Source organism: Legionella micdadei, assembly GCF_000953635.1.
Lineage (GTDB): Bacteria > Pseudomonadota > Gammaproteobacteria > Legionellales > Legionellaceae > Tatlockia > Tatlockia micdadei.
On record NZ_LN614830.1, the window covers coordinates 769,373 to 783,561 of the forward strand.

The following is a 14,189-nucleotide window of genomic DNA, read 5'->3' on the forward strand; positions in this document are numbered from 1 at the left end:
CTCCTTAATACAGTTCTGATGCCAGGGCGTATTGATTTTGCTTGTAAAGAAAAAAGCGTGTGGTATAGGCTGGTTTGATGATTTGTTCATCGCCAAGCTGAGCCACATGAGCAAAAATATGGATAGGCACTTCGGGATTCGGCAGCTGCTTAAATTCTTCGCTTGAATCCTCAAACCGTACCTGTTGTACAACAGCCTTTTGTACAGGCTGCTGCATGCTTTGCTGATAGAGCTGGCTGACGGTTAAACCCTGCTCAGGAATGGCACTTTGCGATATATTGGCGGTTGAACAAGCGCTCAAAGCCAGACTAGCGCAAAGCATTGTCAAAGTTCTTTTGTTGATGGTAACCATAATCTAATACCCTCCCTTGGTGTTCTTTATCAATGGCTATGGTTTGACTGAAATGAAGACTGAATTGATTTGGTATAAAGCCTGAGTGGCTGCGGATGCTGGCTGGAACAAAAACCATATCGAAGCTGCCTTGTATTCTTTTCTCAAGCCAATCAGTAATTTTTTGGCTGCCCTCGTTGATGGCTCCACCTGCTGCGAAATGGGCTAAATCACCAGTAGGCGTGGCAATAGCAGAACCGCCTTCGGCTTGATAACTCATTTGCCATTTGGATAAAGCATTGCCGGCTCCTTGAATACCGCCAGCAGCCATGAAAGCAGCTAAAACTCTGGGAGCATTAGTGATGTATTGTCCTTTGATACAAGGATTGCCGAATTGGGTAGTCAGATAACCAATGCTGTCATTATTCACAAGCTCCGCTGAGCTTTTCATTTGTTCCTGACCAATACTGACGAAATGTCCGTCTTCAAAGACAAATAAAGCTGAGGTGACATATGCGCGAACACAGCTGATGTTATCGAGAAAGGAGCCTACGCCAATGGAGTAACCGCTGATTTTCATACCGACAATTTCTTCCGGCAATTGCATCCCATTGGCTGTCATTAAATCGCCGCGGCTGACCATTGCGGTAAAAGGAAATAAGGGCTGCATCAGTTTGCCCTCAACAGGTACTTCACCCATTAGGGCAGACAAAAGCGTAACCTTGCTAAAATCACTACCTGCCGGAATGGTATAGAAGGGTGTTTTGGTTGGCGCTTCTTCTTTAATAGATGAGTCTTGGTCTGCAAATATTTTTCCTTCAATAGGGGCTTTATCCAGCAATCCATCCAGATCTTTGATTTGGCCAGATACAGGAGCTTGAGTGCCTTCCATGGGATAAGATTGAGTTTGATGATCGGTAAGTGCTGAGAGCTTTTCTTTCAGCGTTTGCAATTCATCTTGTAGCGTATGGCTTGCTTCTTGTATGGGTTGCTTTAATTGTTTTTGCAGCGATTTATTCTCCTTGTGCATTTGTTCCAACTTCTTTTCTGTTTCCAGAAGTCTTGCAGACACATCACGGATGTTGTCGTTGAATTGGCTGGTAATGGCTTCATGAAAATTGTTGGGATTTGGTGTGTCATCATGGATAGGCGTACTATGACGGTTATTGATAAGAATCATGACGACTGCAAAAACCACCGATCCAGCTAAGATTTTAATGCCTTTGTTTTTGTTCATCGGCTGTACCTCGCATGTTGAGTAAGTGCTGTGGCAAAGGGTTGGTCAGAAACCACAAAGACAGTTGTGCTTTCATGTTGATTCCGCGGAGGCAATTCACTTTTGGGATAGAAACTTGCGGTTTGCCAATGCCCCATGAGTTTTGAAAATTGCAATTTCACGGGTTGATTCAGCAGGTTTTTTAAATCGACCGCGGTTACATAGAGGCTACCGCCACGCCATGAGGCCAGAGGGTGAGCTTCAATGCTTGCGCCATAAAATAAGGGGATGGTTTTATTGGTTTGCATGGGCGAGCGATAAATACCCTCTGGAATATCTCTGACACGCTCTGGTGAGTACAAGGCTTGAATGGCAAAACGAGTGAGCTGTATAGCGTTGTATTCATATTGGCTTGCACTTGATTGATGGGTGACTTTGGGATCATCAATGAGGATTTCAATAGGTGTGGTATTAACAGCTTTTTCATTGGCTTTAAGGTTCAGTATGATGACTTCACCTTCGGGTAGGAGCTGCACAATCAAACGTGCATCGTTGAAGATATCTTTAGCCTTTAAATACAGACTGCCTTTTACTTTCAGAATATCGAGGTTGTTACTCAGCTGTTGATCAATGATTTTAATGGCCAGGGGAAATTGAACGAGTCTTTCTTTGTTGATAGGTAATTCAATCGTTAAAGGGACTTTTTCCCAAACCAGATGTTCGCTTTGCAGGGCGTAGCTTACTTGCGTGAGCATAAAGCCAATTATTAATAATATGTGTTTAATGAGTTTCATGGGATTCCTCCGTGTCGACCAATAAATCTTGTAAACGTTCTTCAGGACGGGTGTAGCCATCGAGAGCGAGTTGGAAAGGGTTGTGTAAACGAGACAAATTGAGTTTGACCACACGCAGGTGATAGGCCACTACCTTGTCGGCAATCACCATACCGCTGTTGTCTTTCAGTCTTTGAGTAATGCGCAGGATTAATTTCACCTCCCAGGTATCAGGACCAATTTTTCTAATATCTTGAGGCTCCATGAAACGATAGAGACTGGCTACTTGACTGCGGTCAAAGAGCTGCGCGTTTTTATAAGCTCCCAGCGTTTCTCTGAGTAATTGTTCATGACGAGGGGTAAAATAATAATGAAAGGCTTTGATATTTTGGTTAAATTCTTCTTTGCCTTTATTAGACCAGGTGTATAGTGTTGGTATTAATGAGGACACAAATCCTTGCACATATTCATTAGGGATATCGCTTGCTTTCATTAAACCGCCATTGGCCGCCATATTAGGACTTAGCCAAAACTCATAGCGTTTGGGCATGGTCATGAGGTTAATGATTAAGGCCAAAACGATGGCTGATAACAGGCCGATAAAAGCCAGTAACAAGCGATTATGGTGCTGTAGGCTGTCGATCTTTTTCCAATATTCAAACATAAGGCTCTCCAACAGATTTATTCTTTTGCCACTGTCCTTGATAATGAATCCAGGGCGAGTGTTTGAGCCTTAATCGCACCATCCATTGAATGGTTTTCTTCATCACATAACCATAAGGTTTGCCTGCTTTGATACGGGCGACTCCTTTTGGCCATACGGTAATGGAGAGGATGAATCCAATCACAAAACCGATGCAGCCAGCGGCCAGTGGATATCCTGCCATTGTTCCTAAAAGGATAAAAAGCAGGGTGGTTACTGGTGTTGTAGTGATGACAATCCAAAACAATTCACGCAGACTTAAGCCTTTCCAGGCTGGGAAGTCATGTGATAGATGGCGCGAAGAAGGCTGACTCATAATTTCACCTCCTATATCTTGAACTTGGTAATCATGGTGTAACCCACATAACCAGAAGCGATGCTAATGGCTAAATAGGTAATCCCCATTACGGCAAAAGTACCGAAGGCCACCATGGAACCTTCGTTCTTTTTGGATTCTTCAATACCGTGTTGTACCGTGGTAATGAACTTGATAAAGGTCACGACTGCGGTGATGAACAGCAATAAGCCAAGACCCTGTTTGACGTAATTGCCTGTTACCGACATCATGCTTTTGGAACCGTCACCGATGTTGTCCGCATCAGAAATTTTAGGGAACCAGTTATCTGCCAATAACACAGGGGCGTAAAAAAGATTGACAGCTCCTAGGTAGAGCGTGCGAAGCGTTGTTTTCATGTTGTCTCCTTAACGAATAACACTAAAATGAAAATCATCAGGCCAATGACAAGCCTGACCATTCGAGAGCCGAAGTTCAGCAAGTATCCTTGTTGCTGTTTTTCCTCGGCTCCCATCATGTGGTTGACGCACCACATCACCGCTAAAATCACCAGGCTTATGGCAATAAAACGGATACTGCTGGAAAAGACTTGGGCTGAGATGTTGTTGCTGGCTTGTTTGAATGTTGAAGCAAACATTCTCGCTATTTCGTCTTTACTCATTAGGGTTTCCTCACAAAGTCCATTTCTAATGGTTTAAGTTTTCGAGGGGCAATGATGGGCTGGTTGATATAGTCAATCAGCCCGTTGCGGATGTTTAGCAAGTCCTCTCTCAATCCTGCGTGATGTTGTCCTTGGAGATCTTCAAATCCTTCTATTTGCAATTGGATACGAGCATTTGGTGTTATCTGTGTTTGCGCTTCATCAAGCAAAGGCATGATGGCGTTAAGCTGATTAATAATGCGTACCAGCGTTTCATTTAAATCAGGGTTATTCGCTGAACATTGCAGGCTTATTATCATTAAGGTCAGGCATAATATTCGTTTCATGGTTTCTCCCTATAAGTATTTCTTAAAGCGGCTGGCCGTCATGGCTACCATTAACCCCATCAACAAACTGACAGGCACAAAGACATAAGCAGGGGTGATGCTAACGGGCAGGGCAAGCCACAGCATGAGTAAAATCACCAGTCCCTTTTTCAAATAGTGATTAAGCCTGTGGAACACATAGGAGGATTCACGACCTAAACAAGCAGTGCGTATCGCTCTTTGGTTTAGACCGTCAACCAGACCTGCAATCATGGTTAAAGCAAATAAGGGCAGGGCAGCGAATAGGATAATGAGTTTGATTAAAAGGCACTGGCTGCTTAATAAAAGGATCTGCAAGAATTGTTGTGATTTTTCGATTAAGTCCTTGGCAAGATCGTTGATGGCTAATTTGTTTAAATAAGGAATGGTAAATGCCCAATCTGGTTTGGCATTTAAAGGAAGTGCTGCCAGCAGTGAGCCTTGATAAACAGGGGTGATGGCCTCTCTTTGAGTGTTTACAAGGATATTCACTTTTTCAAAAGCAAAGGAGTAGCCATGCAGCAGCCATTGACTTAAAGCCCAGATAATAATCGCCAACCAACCTAAAAATAGTACTATGGTTAACTGTATGGTCATTTGTCTTGAATATTGCTTTACTGCCATACAGCCCCCTCAGCAATGATTAAGGGGTAATGTTGTTCGTGAAGGTATGCAAGCAATGGATCAACATTAACTGGTAATAATGGTAGTTTGAATTTTTCTTGCAAAGCGACAATGGTTTCAAAGTCATTGACGTTGGTAATGAATCCTGTGGCCTGCATGGATTTTAATTCTTCTTGATGCTGCTCTAACCATTGAATGGATGCTTTATCTGCACCTATGACAAACAAGGGCATGTTTAATAAATTGGTATCCAATGTTTTGCGACTGACTTTGCCTGCGGTGGCTTTGCTTTTGGCTGGTACGCCTATGGGGCTGGACAGATTTAATTTTAATGACGCATCACTTTGTGACAGGGTTAACGGAATGACATTCATGCTATGAACATTCAACGCGACCAATAGCAAGAGCAGAATCCTAATCATTAAAATCTCCCTAAATCGACGACTTGCGAGTTTTTACCGTTGGCTATTAACAGTAATGGAGTTTGTTTTTTGGCAAGCGTTAAGCTTTCAAATTGTTGGTTGCCAGGGGTTAGGGTGATTTGTTGACTGGTTACTAATTGAATAGGGAGCTGATGTCGATTCGCCCACAGTTGTATGGCGTTATTGTCCATATCCAGAAACAGCAGGTTAAGTTTGGTATTGGGAGTGCGGTTAATCGCGTCAATCAGTTGCAGTACAATGGTAGTAACTGCATCATCAGATCTTATAAATAAATAGAGTGTTTCACCCGCTTTTAGTTGAATAGGTTGATGAGCATAGGGTGAGTAAGGGGAGGGATCAAAATCGCCAACCACGGGTACATCTTTAAACAGTTCGTTATAGGCTTTGTAAAAAGCATTGTTCCAAGCGATATTTTGCGCCACTTTTTGCGCTTCCTGGTGAGCAGCCAGGCTGGCAAAATGTTCACGCTCCACATCATCTCTGGCGTTAAGTCCAAGGATATCAATTGGTGTCATGCGCAAGTCTTTATAATAAACGCCACTCCTGCTCTGCATTAATTGCAGATAGCGTTTTTCTTCTTTTTCATTTAATCCCCAGGCTTTCGCTTCTTGCTTTTGAGCGTCATTTAGTTGGAAATCTTTTTCTTCGATGACTTCATCATGAAACTCAGTAAGGCCTGCTTTTGCCAAGGCATTGTCGGCTTGTTGCATGGGAGAGGTGGCAATACCAGGGATATACAAACCAGCGAAGGCTTGTTGCCCAAGCACTAATCCCATGGCTAGAGTAGATAGCTTAAGCATGGCTCACCTCATGTTGATTTAAGCGAACCAGTACATGGGCTTTATCTGCGTTTTCAAATTCTATGATTTGTTTGGCAAAGTCTATTTCAAAAACTGTCCAACCAGCTAACGCATCACCTTTTTCCAATGCTTGGGTTTTGTAGTGGTAAGCAAGAGATACAACGGGTATTTCTTGGATGCTGTCTATGCTTAATACTTTAAAGGGCAGTTGACTTGCAGAGAGCATTTTCACGGGTTGCTTTTTCTCATCTAAGTGGCGTAATAACTCCGTAATGCCTTCGAGTTGTTTTTTGATTGCACCTTGTTCTGTAGTAAATATCTCACCTAATTGATGCTCGTCTTTATTTTTCAGTTGCTGAACGAAGTTATTTAACTGGTTGAGGTTTTGGGTAATTGGCGATAAATCAGGTTGTTCTACAGGTTGTTTTAATTGTGTTTGAATAGATGTGAGTTGTTCGCCAAGGATATTTAGCTCATTATGATTTGCAGGCGATTGATTTTTTACACATACAAAAGCAATTAATAAAACATTTAAAACAAGCAGGCTAAGCCATTTAACATCCAGATACTTTTTCATCTTGCGCTCCTTGCAATCAGGCTAAAATTGATTTCCCTTAATAAATCGTCTTGTTTGAGCGTGAACAGTTGTTGCCCCACCAGTACCGTCAGGCCTCGCTCAATGGTTAGTGGCCCAAGATTTCTACTGACTTGTGGTAATGGTTGTTGAAAGACTTGTTGCAGGCTTTCGCTTTGCTTTTCTTTAGGAGTAAGGTGATAACCGGAATAACGTAACCAGTAATTCACTGCTTCCCCTATGGTTTGAATGGAGGCAGGAAAATGAATCTGTTGTACGGTTTTCATGGGGTTAATTTGAGCGGCTAGTGGTTGATTGCTAACCGTGGCATAGCGGCTTACTTGGGTGATATTAGCTGCATGAACTTGCAGACCACATAACACCAGGTTGAATAGCATAGTTTTTTTAAGCATCATCGCCTCCTGATTGATTTCTAAGTGCCTGCGCTTGTTCATGTTGTGCCACGGCTTTGCGGACAAAGACTTCTTTACGTTCAATATCAACATGCTTAGGCGCTTCTATACCTAGCCTGATTAACCCCTCTTTTTCAGAAATCAGATGTACTTTGATTCGGCCTTTATCAATGTAAATTGCTTCGCCGATACGGCGGATTAAAGTCAGCATGATGTTTTCTCCTTTTGGTCTTTAAAGAGGTAGTCTTTCATTTGGTTGATATGCAGTTGAACGACCTGGGGATCGGTAGGGACATGCGGTTCAGTTTTTTGTTTGATCGCGTCTTGACGGGCTTGGATGCCTTTTTGGATGTTAGTGCAATACTCATAAAAAATTGGCAGACAAGGCGGAACAGCTAACTTCTTTTTTATTTGTTCTAAAGCAAGTTTCAGTACTTGATTATCAAACTCTTTTAAACCTTCTGACCATTCACGTTTTGATAGTTCAAGAAAATTAGTGTTGCTGTAAGTTGAAACCCACAGATAGCCATAAATTGCAGCAAGTCGCAAAAACAATGTATCCATTCTCTTATCGTACTCTGGCGTTGTCGAATGAGAGGACGTTGCTTCCTGGGGCTGATGGTTCATCAAAGTCGAAATCGAAGGTTGCATCTTTGCAGGATTCAGTAATGATATCTGTTGCTGATTTTTTTCGAGAACGCGCTTGATTGGCTTCATTCTGCTGCTCCTCTTGGGTTTTTAAGGTTAGTAATTCATCGTTCCAACATTTACGTGAAAGCCAGGTAGCTGGGTATTTCCAGTTTGGTAGCCACTCTCCGATGAACTCCATTTCTTCACGATTGTTAATTTGGGCTTGCAGGGCAGTTAGTATTTGTTCAACCAACTGTGCATCAGGTTTTAAGCAAGCAAATTCACGCCAGGCTTTAGTTCGGTCTTGTTTTAAAGGATAAAGAGACCAAAATTTTTCAAATTGCTGCTGTAAAAAAATAAAAAGATCTTTGGAGTTATGAGGTGTGTCGGGTTTTTTGTTTTGTGCTGTGTTGGGTTTTTGATATTTCTCATCGTAACTTGATGATTTAATATTATTTTTATCGTTCTGGTTTGTGTCGGGTTGATGTGTCGGGTTTGTGATGGGTTTATTTTGAGCAGACAAATCCGAATTGGCTAATAAGCATTTTAAAATGAGTTGTTTACCAATAGATTTGATCTCCACTAACCCAGCGCGTTCAAGCGCATAGATGATACGGCGTAATTGCGGACGGCTAGGACTACCTGAATATTCAAAACCTTGGTGGGGTTCAACGTAAAGGGCTTCAGCAAGCTGTTGGTAGCTGATTTTGCGCTTAACCCCTACCAGAAAGGTATTGCGATCCATATACGGACGAATCCCCAGCAAATAGGCGGATTGCTGAATATAAGGCAATCCCATCAGTGCTGATAATTCATCGGTATTAACAAACAAAAATCCCATTTCGCTATTTCATCCTTAATAAGCACCGCTAAAAACAGCACTTGCACTATCAAATGATTTCAATTAGTATCAATCAATAACACGAAATGTGTTGTTGATAACCCATTGTAAATAGGCGCTTTTTAGAGTCAATGGGGTATTTCCGTTTGATAGCAAATGAACCTAAATGAACATGAAAAAAATTATTGGCAGTAGGATTACACAGGCTAGAAAGGCAAATGGGTTGACAATTAAGGTCTTGGCTGAGAGGACAGGATTAGGGGCTGCTAGGATTGGAAATTGGGAGCAGGGAACTAGGAGCCCTGGGCCGGAGGAAGCGAGAGTTTTATCAAAAGAATTACAAGTTGCTGCTTCTTGGCTCCTTTGCTTGACAGATGATCCAAGAGGAGAGTTTGTGGAGCTGGTAAAATTATTTATATCTTAGGTTATATAGATATTTAGTTTCGTTTTATAATAAAATGTTCTATGCAAAATTATGTAACATGCTTCTCCTCTAAAAGGGTCTAACAATAAATTTAAGAAAAGCCTAAACATAAGGCAAGGTTAAAGGACCTAAATTTCTATGTCAAAAAAGAACATAAACAGTGACATTTTAGCATCAGATTATTTTTTAAACAAAATAATTAATGGTGATGCTATTCAGATCATGCAGAAAATCCCTGATGAAAGTATCGATATAATAGTCACATCACCACCATATAATTTAAAAAATTCTTCTGGAAATGGAATGAAAGATGGACGAGGTGGAAAATGGTCCAAAGCTGCTTTATTGAATGGTTATGAACAACATAATGATTGTATGCCCCACGATGAGTATGTTAAATGGCAAAGGGAATGTTTAATTGAAATGCTTAGAGTTGTAAAAGACACTGGAGCTATATTTTACAACCATAAATGGCGTGTTCAGAATGGATTGCTTCAGGATAGGCAAGATATTTTAACAGGTTTTCCTGTGAGACAAATTATTATATGGCGAAGAAAAGGGGGTATTAACTTCAATCCAGGATATTTTTTACCTACTTATGAAGTAATTTATCTAATTGCAAAGAAAAAATTTAAATTAGCCTCTAAAGCAAATGCTTATGGCGATGTTTGGGATATAGGACAAGAACTTAAAAATAATCATCCTGCTCCATTTCCTGTTGCATTGATTGACCGTATTATCTCTTCCTGTTTGGGGAATATTGTGTTAGATCCTTTCGTTGGCTCTGGAACCACTGCAATTTCAGCAATAAATCAAGGTTGGAATTACATAGGTATAGAGTTGTCGGAATCTTATTGTAAAATGGCAGAGAATAGAATTTTACAACATTTGAAACAAAACAAAGATAGTGTCCATATAAATAAATATTGTAAAGAGAATTATGAAACAGTCTGATCAGGTGCATGATATTGCATTATTAAATACGAAATTAATACAGAATCCATGGAGCAATACATATTGGTTTGCTCGGATGTTGCTTAATTCTGATAAGTATGCGGGTATAGGTCGAGATACAAAAAGAATATCGCAGATTGGAACAGAAATTATCACAATAATAAATTCAAATTATACTGAGCCAGATACGGTACTTGTGCCAATTATTTTGTCGTATATAAAAAAGAGTTTTCTTTTAGGTAGAAAAGAAGGAACTAAAGTTATTGCGAGTATTGAAAATTTTGTGAGTGATATAGAAAAGCATATTTTTTCAAAAATAGACGCGTATGTTTTTGCATACACATGCATAAAAATAGTTGCTTTATCTAACATTGCCTTAGAAGCAGTGCCATCAGATGACAAAGAATATACTCAAGAATTTGGTAGATCAATTCTTGAAACGCAAGGGGCCAACGGCCTGAAAATACTCATTAATTCTTGGGACGATTTAGGAGTTAGGGGATGTTTAGAAGCGGAACGTACTCAAGTTGTTAATGTTTTTCAGTTGATTAAAAGAGACCTACAATCTGTAAATAGTATTGATGACAATGGGATTGATTTAACATTAACAGCATATGTGCAAGAAATGGAAAGACGCCTTGGCCAAAAAAGAAAAGGCCGAGGTGGGCGCAGCCTTGAAGATGTTACAAGTTTAATACTCAATCATTTTGGATTTGTTTCATGCCCAGCACCATCTCATTTTCAAGCTGATATTGAGGTGGACACATGGTTACGGACTGAAAGGAAGTTTTATATAGGGATATCTTGTAAAAGAACTTTAAGAGAACGTTGGAAACAGGTTAGTAGTGCTGATTCGTCAAATATGGGACGATATAAAATTGCCTGTTTCCTTCATGTAATTACATACTCGAAAGATTTATCGGATGATAAGTTATCTTTGCTGGGAGGGTATGGACATGTTTTTTATCTTCCAGATGATGATCCAACTCTACTTAGGCATAGCCAACATTCTATATTGTCAAAATATGTTCGTCCTATGTCTGAATTTATCAACGACTTAACTAAGATGATTAAAAATAATTAATACTGTCATTAATAAAGGTTATCGCGATTAACTCAATAAACTATTTCATATAGATTGTTATTATTAACTTTGAGCTAGAAGTCTATTTCTTTTATTTATACCAAATTTCAAACTTATACAGGATATTGCAGAAAAAACTAAAATAAATACTAACCATGATGGAGAAGATGCTATTCCTGTCTTTTTTACCAGAATCAATGAAATCAGTGGTGCCAACCCAGCAGACAAACTAGCCGCTGTAGAATACAAAATTGACAATACAGTACATCGTAATTTAATTGGGAACATCTCAGCCAACATCACAGGAACGGTTGCATAATAAGTTCCAGCTGGAATCGCAATCAATGATTGTCCTAGTAAGAGTTCATAAATGTCATGATGTGACAAAACATAAAAAAATGGTTGAGATAGAATCAAAAATCCTATACTGGCGAAAATTACAATTTTTTCTCGATTAATTTTATCGGATAGTTTTCCAACCAAAGGAAATACAGCTAGTAAGACAATTAATGAAAGTATATTTGATAGGATAATTTCATAATCCTGAAAATGGCCATATAAATGGGCCTGCATAGGACCATAAATATAAATTTGGAAAGTCGTTGTTACTCCTAAGCAACTTAAAACAAATACATAGATGGATTGGATTTTATTGTCTTTGATATAGTTTATTGATTCTGAAAGTAGGCCCTTAAATTTAGGCTTTGGTCTGTCTGCATAGTACATGATATATTCCATGCTTTCAGGGATACATAAACGAATATATAAGCCAATGGAAGAACCTAGTAGTGCAAGAACAAAGGGCACACGCCAGATTAGCCAATCGTGTTCAGGATAGTGATTGGTAAAGTAAGTAACTATCAATGCTACCAGTGAAGCTATCAGCATCCCTGACATGGCTCCAAAAGAAGCCCAGCTGCCCGAATAGCCTTTTTTTGATGCTTCAGCATTTTCAACCAGGTAAGCTGATGAATTCAGATATTCTGCTCCGCAAGAAAAGCTTTGGATAATTCTCAGTACTAATAAAGTAATAACTGAAAAAATACCAATAGTACTGTGAGGAGGGATGAAGCCAATAAATGTGGTTGATACACCCATAGATAGTATTGAGCCTGCCAGGATAATTTTTCTACCATAAATATCAGATAGTAAACCCATTATCATAGCCCCAATAGGTCTGGCTAGGTATCCAGCAAAGAAAGTCAAAAAGACTAAAAATAAACCCTTTGAAGCATCACCAATTAGGTATTTTGCAATATAGACTGAGAGTAGGCCACAAATGGCCATGTCAAACGATTCAATTAAATTACCTAATGTACCTGCCAGTATGATTCGGGTTTGATGCTTCATGCGATTATCCTTTACTTTGCATTGCCGATAAGGTGGTTAGTGAGTCTTGATCTTCCACTCGGTCTAAAAATAAAAATCCATCCAGGTGATCAATTTCATGCTGAAGGATACGCGCTTCTAAGCCAGAAGCTTTTTTGGTAATTCTATTTCCATCTATATCAAAGCCGGAATATTCAATCTCCATGGCTCTTGGAACCTCACCCATTATTTCGCCGCAATTAAGGCAGCCTTCATGGCCAATTTGAATTTCCTTGGAAAGGATCTTTAAGGACGGATTAATTAAAGCTGTATCAGGAATGGGGTATTCAGGTTTTCTTCGTTTGGTATATTCAGTACTAAATACAATAACTCGTTTGCTGATCCCAATTTGGGGAGCTGCGACACCCACAGCGCCCTTGTCAGCCATAATGCCGAACATGGCCTTAATCAACTCTTTTAACCAGCTGCTACCAAATTCTGATTCAGCGATTGGCTCAGCGGTTTGTCTTAAAATGGGATCGTCCTTATCCAGGAGTGTGTTCATAGGTCACCTGATTGTTAATGATTAATTTCAGTTTTGGTTTGGTTATCGTGTATGGCAGTTTGTCAGGAAAGGTTAAATAGTCTTGAATTTGTCTTAACGCGTATTTCCCCATGGCCAGTAATTTCTCGCAATGGATTGATGTTTTATTCTGAATGTATGGATTTATCCGTTTTAATCCGAAAGAGAAAATAACTTTATAAGAATCGTATTCAGCCGGTATAGCAATGCCGGTAATGAGTCCTGGTTCTATTTGCTTATATTGTTTTATTAACTCTGTATACCCCGTATGAGGAAGTTCGCTCCATAGTTTAGGTTTATCCTGGCTATAAAAACTGGATTGATAGCAGCCGTCGAACAGCCAGAGGTGTTTCTCAATTAAATTCTGTTCGATGGATGGTTTAGAGGACAGGAAAAATATTTGTCCTGTTTGGTTAATAAGAGCAATCGAAATGTAGTCAGTTTCTACTTGCCCTAGTACATCGGAGAACACCTTGCGCATTGTGACAAAGTGTTCAAAGAGAAATTCCTTGGCTTTGGGGTGAAGCGTTACTTCCACAGCTGTTACATCCTTATCTACAAACTTTTTAAACTGCATGACTATGCTTTTTTCTCTTTTCTTCATAGGAAGAAATTGAACCAAGAGCCAAGTCAATGATTTTTAGTAAATTATTCTCCGAAGTGTCAATTGCTTTGACTTCTTTGATCAATCCTAACACAAAATCGGCGTAATCGTCATTACTCCCATGAGATACGGGATATAAGTGGTGACTGTGTTTTAAGATGTAATGAAGCAATTTTTCATCAACTTCATTTTCTTTAGATACCACATGATCGTCTTCGCCAAAAAGCAGCCAGCCAGGGCTTACCGTAAGATGTAAAGCCAGCTGTTTGACTTTTTCATAGTCGGGTAAAGCATCCCCTCGTATATAACGGCGACAGATCTGCTCGGACGCACCAGTAAACTCAGCTAGGGTTTTAATACATATCCCATTTGGAGAACGTGAGGCAGTATATCCTTTATCTTTGAGTGTGCTAATCAAGCGGTTAGCAAACGATTGATAGAGTCCCTTACTCATAAAATTATCCTTGTAATCGAATGTCGTAAAAAAATTATCATATAAAACGGTATCATTCAATATCATATCGTATATTAAATTAAATTTCTTACAAACACATATTGATAATAAAATTAATATCGTTTTAATA

The 14,189-nt window shown here is 39.7% G+C and carries 23 protein-coding genes; 3 read left to right on the plus strand and 20 right to left on the minus strand.

The genetic code is table 11. The annotated features are described in order from the left end of the window. Positions 1-4: 4 nt before the first annotated feature. The 16 genes from LMI_RS03455 to LMI_RS03530 are packed head-to-tail and all read right to left on the minus strand — an operon-like array spanning position 5 to position 8,648. Positions 5-352: a TIGR03751 family conjugal transfer lipoprotein gene (locus LMI_RS03455; protein WP_045098548.1), complete on the minus strand. Its 348-nt coding sequence runs from the start codon at positions 350-352 to the stop codon at positions 5-7. Next, positions 309-1,568: a TIGR03752 family integrating conjugative element protein gene (locus LMI_RS03460; protein WP_045098549.1), complete on the minus strand. Its 1,260-nt coding sequence runs from the start codon at positions 1,566-1,568 to the stop codon at positions 309-311. Before LMI_RS03460 ends, LMI_RS03455 begins: the two co-directional genes overlap by 44 nt. Then, a complete protein-coding gene (locus tag LMI_RS03465) occupies positions 1,565-2,341 on the minus strand; it encodes a TIGR03749 family integrating conjugative element protein (protein ID WP_045098550.1) in 777 nt (258 codons plus the stop codon). Before LMI_RS03465 ends, LMI_RS03460 begins: the two co-directional genes overlap by 4 nt. Further along, positions 2,328-2,984, minus strand: coding sequence for a TIGR03746 family integrating conjugative element protein (locus LMI_RS03470; RefSeq protein ID WP_045098551.1), 657 nt, complete (start codon positions 2,982-2,984; stop codon positions 2,328-2,330). Before LMI_RS03470 ends, LMI_RS03465 begins: the two co-directional genes overlap by 14 nt. Further along, complete coding sequence (locus LMI_RS03475; RefSeq protein ID WP_045098552.1) at positions 2,977-3,339, minus strand: TIGR03750 family conjugal transfer protein; 363 nt, start codon at positions 3,337-3,339, stop codon at positions 2,977-2,979. The genes LMI_RS03470 and LMI_RS03475 overlap by 8 nt, the downstream gene beginning before the upstream one ends. Positions 3,340-3,350: 11 nt before the next feature. Beyond that, positions 3,351-3,716: a hypothetical protein gene (locus LMI_RS03480; protein WP_011213425.1), complete on the minus strand. Its 366-nt coding sequence runs from the start codon at positions 3,714-3,716 to the stop codon at positions 3,351-3,353. Next, on the minus strand, positions 3,713-3,979 hold the full coding sequence (locus LMI_RS03485; RefSeq protein WP_010946731.1) for a hypothetical protein: 267 nt from the start codon (positions 3,977-3,979) through the stop codon (positions 3,713-3,715). The genes LMI_RS03480 and LMI_RS03485 overlap by 4 nt, the downstream gene beginning before the upstream one ends. Then, the gene (locus LMI_RS03490; RefSeq protein ID WP_045098553.1) at positions 3,979-4,305 is read right to left on the minus strand and encodes an RAQPRD family integrative conjugative element protein; all 327 of its coding nucleotides are present in this window, start codon (positions 4,303-4,305) and stop codon (positions 3,979-3,981) included. The genes LMI_RS03485 and LMI_RS03490 overlap by 1 nt, the downstream gene beginning before the upstream one ends. Positions 4,306-4,314: 9 nt before the next feature. Further along, on the minus strand, positions 4,315-4,947 hold the full coding sequence (locus LMI_RS03495; protein WP_045098554.1) for a TIGR03747 family integrating conjugative element membrane protein: 633 nt from the start codon (positions 4,945-4,947) through the stop codon (positions 4,315-4,317). Further along, positions 4,938-5,369 (minus strand): integrating conjugative element protein, encoded by a 432-nt coding sequence (locus LMI_RS03500; RefSeq protein ID WP_045098555.1) that lies wholly within the window; start codon positions 5,367-5,369, stop codon positions 4,938-4,940. Before LMI_RS03500 ends, LMI_RS03495 begins: the two co-directional genes overlap by 10 nt. Next, positions 5,369-6,190, minus strand: a complete 822-nt coding sequence (locus LMI_RS03505; protein ID WP_045098556.1) for a TIGR03759 family integrating conjugative element protein — start codon at positions 6,188-6,190, stop codon at positions 5,369-5,371. The genes LMI_RS03500 and LMI_RS03505 overlap by 1 nt, the downstream gene beginning before the upstream one ends. Beyond that, entirely contained in the window at positions 6,183-6,767 is a 585-nt protein-coding gene (locus LMI_RS03510) for a hypothetical protein (RefSeq protein ID WP_045098557.1), read from the minus strand. The genes LMI_RS03505 and LMI_RS03510 overlap by 8 nt, the downstream gene beginning before the upstream one ends. Further along, positions 6,764-7,177, minus strand: coding sequence for a PFGI-1 class ICE element type IV pilus protein PilL2 (gene pilL2, locus LMI_RS03515; protein WP_045098558.1), 414 nt, complete (start codon positions 7,175-7,177; stop codon positions 6,764-6,766). The genes LMI_RS03510 and pilL2 overlap by 4 nt, the downstream gene beginning before the upstream one ends. After that, on the minus strand, positions 7,170-7,388 hold the full coding sequence (locus LMI_RS03520) for a carbon storage regulator (RefSeq protein ID WP_011213433.1): 219 nt from the start codon (positions 7,386-7,388) through the stop codon (positions 7,170-7,172). The genes pilL2 and LMI_RS03520 overlap by 8 nt, the downstream gene beginning before the upstream one ends. Beyond that, a complete protein-coding gene (locus LMI_RS03525) occupies positions 7,382-7,741 on the minus strand; it encodes a hypothetical protein (protein ID WP_052679441.1) in 360 nt (119 codons plus the stop codon). Before LMI_RS03525 ends, LMI_RS03520 begins: the two co-directional genes overlap by 7 nt. Before the next feature lie 4 nt (positions 7,742-7,745). After that, complete coding sequence (locus LMI_RS03530) at positions 7,746-8,648, minus strand: LvrA C-terminal domain-related protein (RefSeq protein ID WP_045098559.1); 903 nt, start codon at positions 8,646-8,648, stop codon at positions 7,746-7,748. Positions 8,649-8,814: 166 nt separating this feature from the next. On the opposite strand from LMI_RS03530, the gene LMI_RS03535 reads away from it, so the two are divergent. From LMI_RS03535 to LMI_RS03545, 3 genes are all read left to right on the plus strand, one after another. Next, positions 8,815-9,072: a helix-turn-helix domain-containing protein gene (locus LMI_RS03535; protein ID WP_045098560.1), complete on the plus strand. Its 258-nt coding sequence runs from the start codon at positions 8,815-8,817 to the stop codon at positions 9,070-9,072. Between the two features lie 138 nt (positions 9,073-9,210). After that, entirely contained in the window at positions 9,211-10,026 is an 816-nt protein-coding gene (locus tag LMI_RS03540; protein ID WP_045098561.1) for a DNA-methyltransferase, read from the plus strand. Continuing rightward, entirely contained in the window at positions 10,013-11,110 is a 1,098-nt protein-coding gene (locus tag LMI_RS03545; protein ID WP_045098562.1) for a PDDEXK family nuclease, read from the plus strand. The genes LMI_RS03540 and LMI_RS03545 overlap by 14 nt, the downstream gene beginning before the upstream one ends. 63 nt (positions 11,111-11,173) lie before the next feature. Here the strand turns inward: LMI_RS03545 and LMI_RS03550 are convergent, their stop codons facing one another. From LMI_RS03550 to LMI_RS03565, 4 genes are read right to left on the minus strand one after another with little or no spacing between them, the layout of a single operon-like run. Further along, positions 11,174-12,460 (minus strand): MFS transporter, encoded by a 1,287-nt coding sequence (locus tag LMI_RS03550; RefSeq protein WP_045098563.1) that lies wholly within the window; start codon positions 12,458-12,460, stop codon positions 11,174-11,176. A gap of 4 nt (positions 12,461-12,464) precedes the next feature. Next, complete coding sequence (def, locus tag LMI_RS03555; protein WP_028384347.1) at positions 12,465-12,983, minus strand: peptide deformylase; 519 nt, start codon at positions 12,981-12,983, stop codon at positions 12,465-12,467. Then, a complete protein-coding gene (locus LMI_RS03560; RefSeq protein WP_045098564.1) occupies positions 12,964-13,578 on the minus strand; it encodes a hypothetical protein in 615 nt (204 codons plus the stop codon). The genes def and LMI_RS03560 overlap by 20 nt, the downstream gene beginning before the upstream one ends. Further along, complete coding sequence (locus LMI_RS03565; protein WP_045098565.1) at positions 13,568-14,059, minus strand: helix-turn-helix domain-containing protein; 492 nt, start codon at positions 14,057-14,059, stop codon at positions 13,568-13,570. The genes LMI_RS03560 and LMI_RS03565 overlap by 11 nt, the downstream gene beginning before the upstream one ends. Between the last annotated feature and the right edge of the window lie 130 nt (positions 14,060-14,189).

Coding starts and splice junctions, on each gene's coding strand:
- LMI_RS03455 (WP_045098548.1), bottom strand. CDS start 352: ATGGTTACCATCAACAAAAGAACTTTGACAATGCTTTGCGCTAGTCTG.
- LMI_RS03460 (WP_045098549.1), bottom strand. CDS start 1,568: ATGAACAAAAACAAAGGCATTAAAATCTTAGCTGGATCGGTGGTTTTT.
- LMI_RS03465 (WP_045098550.1), bottom strand. CDS start 2,341: ATGAAACTCATTAAACACATATTATTAATAATTGGCTTTATGCTCACG.
- LMI_RS03470 (WP_045098551.1), bottom strand. CDS start 2,984: ATGTTTGAATATTGGAAAAAGATCGACAGCCTACAGCACCATAATCGC.
- LMI_RS03475 (WP_045098552.1), bottom strand. CDS start 3,339: ATGAGTCAGCCTTCTTCGCGCCATCTATCACATGACTTCCCAGCCTGG.
- LMI_RS03480 (WP_011213425.1), bottom strand. CDS start 3,716: ATGAAAACAACGCTTCGCACGCTCTACCTAGGAGCTGTCAATCTTTTT.
- LMI_RS03485 (WP_010946731.1), bottom strand. CDS start 3,979: ATGAGTAAAGACGAAATAGCGAGAATGTTTGCTTCAACATTCAAACAA.
- LMI_RS03490 (WP_045098553.1), bottom strand. CDS start 4,305: ATGAAACGAATATTATGCCTGACCTTAATGATAATAAGCCTGCAATGT.
- LMI_RS03495 (WP_045098554.1), bottom strand. CDS start 4,947: ATGGCAGTAAAGCAATATTCAAGACAAATGACCATACAGTTAACCATA.
- LMI_RS03500 (WP_045098555.1), bottom strand. CDS start 5,369: ATGATTAGGATTCTGCTCTTGCTATTGGTCGCGTTGAATGTTCATAGC.
- LMI_RS03505 (WP_045098556.1), bottom strand. CDS start 6,190: ATGCTTAAGCTATCTACTCTAGCCATGGGATTAGTGCTTGGGCAACAA.
- LMI_RS03510 (WP_045098557.1), bottom strand. CDS start 6,767: ATGAAAAAGTATCTGGATGTTAAATGGCTTAGCCTGCTTGTTTTAAAT.
- pilL2 (WP_045098558.1), bottom strand. CDS start 7,177: ATGCTTAAAAAAACTATGCTATTCAACCTGGTGTTATGTGGTCTGCAA.
- LMI_RS03520 (WP_011213433.1), bottom strand. CDS start 7,388: ATGCTGACTTTAATCCGCCGTATCGGCGAAGCAATTTACATTGATAAA.
- LMI_RS03525 (WP_052679441.1), bottom strand. CDS start 7,741: ATGGATACATTGTTTTTGCGACTTGCTGCAATTTATGGCTATCTGTGG.
- LMI_RS03530 (WP_045098559.1), bottom strand. CDS start 8,648: ATGGGATTTTTGTTTGTTAATACCGATGAATTATCAGCACTGATGGGA.
- LMI_RS03535 (WP_045098560.1), top strand. CDS start 8,815: ATGAACATGAAAAAAATTATTGGCAGTAGGATTACACAGGCTAGAAAG.
- LMI_RS03540 (WP_045098561.1), top strand. CDS start 9,211: ATGTCAAAAAAGAACATAAACAGTGACATTTTAGCATCAGATTATTTT.
- LMI_RS03545 (WP_045098562.1), top strand. CDS start 10,013: ATGAAACAGTCTGATCAGGTGCATGATATTGCATTATTAAATACGAAA.
- LMI_RS03550 (WP_045098563.1), bottom strand. CDS start 12,460: ATGAAGCATCAAACCCGAATCATACTGGCAGGTACATTAGGTAATTTA.
- def (WP_028384347.1), bottom strand. CDS start 12,983: ATGAACACACTCCTGGATAAGGACGATCCCATTTTAAGACAAACCGCT.
- LMI_RS03560 (WP_045098564.1), bottom strand. CDS start 13,578: ATGCAGTTTAAAAAGTTTGTAGATAAGGATGTAACAGCTGTGGAAGTA.
- LMI_RS03565 (WP_045098565.1), bottom strand. CDS start 14,059: ATGAGTAAGGGACTCTATCAATCGTTTGCTAACCGCTTGATTAGCACA.